Source organism: Pannus brasiliensis CCIBt3594 (genome assembly GCF_036688125.1).
Classification (GTDB): domain Bacteria; phylum Cyanobacteriota; class Cyanobacteriia; order Cyanobacteriales; family Microcystaceae; genus Pannus; species Pannus brasiliensis.
The window spans coordinates 1-5,638 of the sequence record NZ_JBAFSM010000101.1; the positions used below are offsets into that span (position 1 = coordinate 1).

A 5,638-nucleotide genomic window follows, 5' to 3' on the forward strand; every position below is an offset into this window, starting at 1 on the left:
CCGAACTTGCCTTAACCGGCACGGGGTCTTGCTATTCATGCAGGAGGTCTAATGAGCCTCGACCTTCCCAGTTTTTATCTTTACTTTATAAATACCCTCTAAAAACGATCCCGAGAACTAATACGACAAAAACGAGATTGATCGGTCGAGCGAACAGGCGAGTTTTCGGCATAAATTACGCGAGAAATAGAATACGATAGGATTCGCTTTCGATCAGAATATAAATACCGAGAACGATATACACCCAAGGAATCAATTTATGTCCGTAATTGGCTAATAATTTAGCGATTTTGGGGTGAGTTGTCAAGGAATAGGCGAGCGCGCACCAAATCCCGATCATGATATAAAAAATCCCCACGATGATCGAAACATCGATCGGGGGATTGTTGGCGAAGAGGGAAACGTAAATCCCGATATTATCGCCCCCGTTCGCCACCGTTACCGCGGCCACATGATAGGTGCGCGGGGGAATCCGGGAGAAAAAAGAACGCCATCTCGATCGACTTTCCGCGGGGGTGAGATCGATCGATACCTCTTGAATTTCGTCTTCCGAGGGATCGAGGGCTTGTTTCACACCGATCGCCAGGGGGACGAACCCCAATAACCCGATCCATTCTTTGGAAATAAACAGACCGAAAATTAGTCCGATCGAACTCGCCAGCAAGATCAGGGTAAAACCGAGATATTGCCCGAAAACGATCTGCTGCGGTCGGAAGCTCGCGTTAACCCGCGAGAAAAATAGCATTAGCACGATAAGGTCATCGAGGTTCGTGGCCGCGAAACTCGTCACCCCGGCGATCAACAGCGCAAATAACCAATTCATCGGCGCGATATACAAAGAATCTCTTTATACAAAGAATCTCTTTCATCTTAAATCTCGTAGTGCCAGATCTCTTCCTCTCTTAGAAGAAGTCGGTGGACGGGGAGGCGCTCGATCGAACCCTGTTGTTCGAGACTATTGAGCGCGCGGGTGATCGTCACTCTCGTCGTTCCCAGCAGGTCGGCCAGCTCTTGATGGGTAAGACGCACATCGATCAACTGTCCGGTCGTGGTTTGTTTCCCGAATTGATCGGCCAGCCAGCCCAAAAGTTTTAACAGCATCGTATCGGTACGCTTGTGGCTCCGGATGACCGTTAATTCTTGGCTTTGTTGCAGGTGTTCCGAGAGGATACCCGCTAGTTGGTGGCTATCGACGACGGGAAGCGAGATCGCCTGTACGGGAGTCAGGCACTCGATTTGATAGGGATCGATCTTGTCGAGGGTTTTACCCACGAAGTTGCCGGGCCCCCACAGACCGAGAACGATCGGGGTTCCGTCTTCCAACCAGCTAGAGGTTCTCACGACCCCGCTCTCGATTCTCCAGAAATTCTGATTTCTCAGGGGCAGGATCGATCGGTTATCGAAATGCCAGCAATGCGAGGTGGGGGGATGATAGGCGATGGTCATGTTGATAAACCCGTTAAAAGTAAAGGAGCGAACGAGATGCCCGCACCGTGAAGGAAATCCTCGATAACGGTGTCGGTGAGCGCTCTCGCGGTATTCGACGATTCTCTCGAACCGGTCTGTCAGCTCTCGCTCTCTCGCTCCAAACATCGCGCGCGCTCGAAAAGCGATCGGATCGTCTCCGCTTGCCAATCCCGTCGCGCGTCGTCGGGGCGATCGCCCTCCCGTGAGGTACGGGGTTCGATAACCCGTCCCGGAACCCCGATCGCGGTTCGATTCGCGGGGACATCCCGTAAAACCACCGACCCGGCCCCGATATAAACGTCCTCGCCGATCGAAATATTTCCCAATACCTTCGCCCCCGGGCCGATCGAGGTTCGATCGCCGATCGACGGATGGCGTTTGCCGGTCTCTTGACCCGTCCCTCCCGGGGTGACCCCCTCGTGGATCGTGACGTTTTCCGCGACGATCGCCGTTTCCCCGATGACCACCCCCATCCCGTGAACGATCCGCACCCCGCGGCCGATTTTCGCCCCCGGATGGATCTCGATTCCCGTCAGAAAACGGTTGACCCGCGATAGCAAGCGGGGCAAGAGAGGGAGACGGGCTAGATACAGGGTGCGGGCGAGACGGTGCGGGGCGATCGCCTGTCTTCCGGGAGACAATAACGCTTCCTCGAAGCGATCGGCCGGGGTAAGGGAGCGGGTGGTCATGAGTTACAACCTCGGTTCGTTGTATACGTCTTTTCTAGAATACTACGTTAAGTATATCGGAAATTAGAATTTTCAAAAAAAGAATCGATCGGGAATTCGGGAGTAAACTCGCTCGCCCCGATCGCCCGTCTTCGGTAGTCAATCGCCAATTTAGTCAGCCACCGACGGAATGCCGTCGTTTTTCCGAACCTCTACCGACAATTTCACCCCGAAATCGATGGTGCGAATTCAAGCGATAGGGAGTCCATCGGCAATAATCAACAATCTTTCTCACCTTGGCTACTTTTAGGATTTTTTGCCTAAAAACGGACAGAATCGAGATCGATCGCGAGTCTAATACTAAATTTCTTTATCCCTAGCCCTGATACGGGTGGGGGAAAAGGGGAAGGAAAAAAGGGAAAGGCTTATCCGCCCACCTTTTCCCTTTCCCCGTTACCGGGGAGGTCTGTCTCGTTTTTTGAACAATGGTCTAACGCTCTCCCCGCGTCCCTTTTCCGCTCCCGCTCGGTAGGGTCAACACGGGAAAAATTATATCCTCGAATGCTTATTTATTACGGGTTTACCATTGTAAAACATTACAAATTTGGACATTTTTCACGCTCGTGTCTAAATTTGTTTCTAATTTTTTTAGACAAAATTATCTAAATTTTTCGCCAATAAAAACACTTGACGCTACCTAAAAAAGAATGATAAATTTGACTGAAAAATAAGAAGGTTGTCTAGGTAGATAGATAGTTCGGTAATTTTCGATCGCTCGTATCTTTATTGTCTCGAACGGGCGGGGTGATTTTTTTGCCTCGAAATTTTCGATCGCTCGTATCTTTATTGTCTCGAACGGGCGAGGTGATTCTTTGCCCCGATCGATCTAGAGATCGGTCGATCGAGGGAGAGTTTACCCCGAAGAGATCAAAGAACAAGGACGGTAACGATAGTCAATTTTTTCCGATCGCTCTTGAAAACGTATGAACAGTTCTCGATTTAGCGAAAAAAATGTAGTGATTTCAGGCTGTAAAGAGACCGCTTTTGTCGGTCGTTCGGATGATGGATATATCCAGAAAATCGAGATCGATATCAATCTCCTTCCCGTTCACCGAAACCCTTGCGATCGGGGAACGAACCCCGAGTATTTCCCTTCGAGGAAATACTTTTTTCAGCGACGGCTAGAGAGAGAGAGCCAAGAGGTTAACGATACCCTGCCCGGATTACCACTAACTTTAGAAATGCCTTCCCGATCGCTCGCCTTGACCTAAGTTCGTCTAGCGGTAATCTCCCGTCTTTCCCTCGGATCTCTCGAAAATCCGTCGATCTCGCGCTCGCTAAACTTAGCGCGTGATGTTTATCGTGTCCGTTTGATCCTCTCGCGATTCTGAAAATGTTTTCGATAAATTTTTCCCGATCTGTCATTACGAGGTGAATCTCTCTATGTATCCAGCACGTTTGAATCCAAAGCGAAAATTTTTGAAAAATAATCGAGGCTTCGCGTTAACGCTCGCGCTAATGTTCGGGGTAATCTTCACCGGTTTGGCGCTCGCGATGATCGCTCGATCGAGAGCCGAACAATCACAATCCGTCATCCGAAGATCTACGGCGAGAGGGTTAGGAATCGCCGAAGTAGCGCTCGCGCGGGTGCAAGATCTGCTCGATAATAATCGGCTACTCGCGATCTATAGTATGTCCTATTGGGCGAGTCTCGATCCGACGGCAACGACCGATTCCGCGAAAACCGCCTTTCAACTCGAATTAGAGACCCGGATCGATCAAGAATTGAAAGATATATGCGGGTCTACCCTGAGCTACTCCGAGCGGGCCACCATTATCCGAAGCCGATTAAGTACGATTAAATCGATCGGTTCGTCCGAATGGCAAACCTTACCCGACGGACAGGGATCGTATCGTCTCGTCGCCTATTATTATCCCGGAACGCCGGGGGTCATCACCGCGCGCCGAGAGAGTTTTCTAGTCGTGGAAGGAAGAACGGATCGGGACAACGCCGAATCCACGAGTCGCGTCGAGGTGAATCTACCCATTATCCCCCAACCGAACGATAGTTTATTTACCGGTACACAGATACCGGGCTTATGGCTGGATAGGGGAGCGACTAACGACGGGAACCAATCAATCTCGACGGACGGTAGTTACACCGGTGGGGCGAGTTTCAACTCTAGTGTGGCGATGAGCGATCGATGCTCTTATACCCCCACTCAACAGGCCGCTATCGCCAACTTCGTCACCAGCGATCGGATCGCCCCCGTGTCGGGAACGGCCGGTCACACGGCGAGATTCGTTCGGGAAGGGTTCCCGGACTTGCCCCCGATCCCGACGGGTCTGCCCGCGGCGCAAACGAATTTAGCGCTGACGAATTCCGAAACTTTCCCCCGAAGCGGGGATGTCGCGACGGCGAAAACCACGATGGGCGGTCAGTCGGTTTCCGTGTACGAGTATATTGTCGATCGCGTCAACTTGACCGGTAATAACACGATCGCGATTACCCCCGGCCAGCGAGTGATTTTTTACCTGCGCGGGAATATCGGCGGCACCGGGAGCGCGGGTATCCGGCACGATTGTTCCACCGCGCCGGCCGGGACGAACTGCACGCCGACAAACTTCCAGATTTTCGCCTATAACACCGTTAACTCGACCAGTCCCGAGATCTGTTTACGGGGAACCCCGCGACTCGATGCCTTTATCTTCGCCCCCGCCTACGCGATCGGCAAAACGGGACTCGGGGATTTTTACGGTAGTATCTGGGGGGACTCTTGGGGGAAAATCAGTAACTGCGGCTCTCGGAATCCCTCTATCTCGATTATCCAACAGGGGGACTGGACAAATTTATACAACAATTTCCGACCCTTGCCCCGCTTACCGCGAATCGATTCTATAACCACTTGGAACCAGGCGGCCACCGATAGCACGCCGGTTATCCCGCCGGGGACGGTATTGACCCCACCCTGAGCGCGTCCCAATACTTCTCGGAGTGCGATTCGTTGGTAACCGAATAGAGGCAGTCCTCGAACAAGTTACCCAAGGTGAAATCCTAGAGTAGCCTTGAACTCTCGATCTGATGCGGGTGAAAGTCCCGCCTACTAGACTCGGGTATGACTCCCTATCTGTCCACGATGACCCGACTCGGAATTCGGGAGGTCGAAGCTGGAAGCAGGGCGCGATCAGACCGGGGCTATGCCCGGACACTGGCGCTAAAGGGGAGTTCCCACGGTGAAACAGAGCCTAAGAAAGCAACCTAAGCTTTAGGGGCGACAAGGCGGCTGAAAGCCTTGCCCAATGAGGAACACAAGGGTGTAAGATCGAAAAAGATAGGTCGTCATTCTCAACAAACCTATCTTATTGAAAACATAAAAAATATGCTCCCATTATATCAAACTTACCTGTCCCGTCACCTAACCCGTGCGGAATTATTACTGTTAGTGGGACTTACAGCCTTTTTCATTTAGATGAGGTACAATAACAACAGTGAGCGAACCAAT

The 5,638-nt window shown here is 51.5% G+C and carries 5 protein-coding genes; 2 read left to right on the forward strand and 3 right to left on the reverse strand.

The annotated features are described in order from the left end of the window. Positions 1-175 precede the first annotated feature (175 nt). From V0288_RS24765 to epsC, 3 genes are all read right to left on the reverse strand, one after another. Complete coding sequence (locus V0288_RS24765) at positions 176-823, reverse strand: cadmium resistance transporter (RefSeq protein WP_332867877.1); 648 nt, start codon at positions 821-823, stop codon at positions 176-178. Positions 824-870: 47 nt separating this feature from the next. Next, the gene (locus V0288_RS24770) at positions 871-1,446 is read right to left on the reverse strand and encodes a Crp/Fnr family transcriptional regulator (RefSeq protein ID WP_332867878.1); all 576 of its coding nucleotides are present in this window, start codon (positions 1,444-1,446) and stop codon (positions 871-873) included. Between the two features lie 119 nt (positions 1,447-1,565). Further along, positions 1,566-2,156, reverse strand: coding sequence for a serine O-acetyltransferase EpsC (gene epsC, locus V0288_RS24775; RefSeq protein ID WP_422662075.1), 591 nt, complete (start codon positions 2,154-2,156; stop codon positions 1,566-1,568). Between the two features lie 995 nt (positions 2,157-3,151). Between epsC and V0288_RS24780 the strand changes: the two genes are divergently transcribed. Both V0288_RS24780 and V0288_RS24785 read left to right on the forward strand, forming a co-directional pair. After that, positions 3,152-3,406 carry a hypothetical protein gene (locus tag V0288_RS24780; RefSeq protein WP_332867879.1) on the forward strand — a complete coding sequence of 85 codons (255 nt, stop codon included), beginning with the start codon at positions 3,152-3,154 and terminating at the stop codon, positions 3,404-3,406. Between the two features lie 208 nt (positions 3,407-3,614). Then, the gene (locus V0288_RS24785; RefSeq protein ID WP_332867880.1) at positions 3,615-5,108 is read left to right on the forward strand and encodes a hypothetical protein; all 1,494 of its coding nucleotides are present in this window, start codon (positions 3,615-3,617) and stop codon (positions 5,106-5,108) included. Positions 5,109-5,638: the final 530 nt, after the last annotated feature.

Bases quoted from the DNA above. Each gene is read 5' to 3' on its own strand.
- V0288_RS24765 (WP_332867877.1), bottom strand. From the start codon at position 823: ATGAATTGGTTATTTGCGCTGTTGATCGCCGGGGTGACGAGTTTCGCG.
- V0288_RS24770 (WP_332867878.1), bottom strand. From the start codon at position 1,446: ATGACCATCGCCTATCATCCCCCCACCTCGCATTGCTGGCATTTCGAT.
- epsC (WP_422662075.1), bottom strand. From the start codon at position 2,156: ATGACCACCCGCTCCCTTACCCCGGCCGATCGCTTCGAGGAAGCGTTA.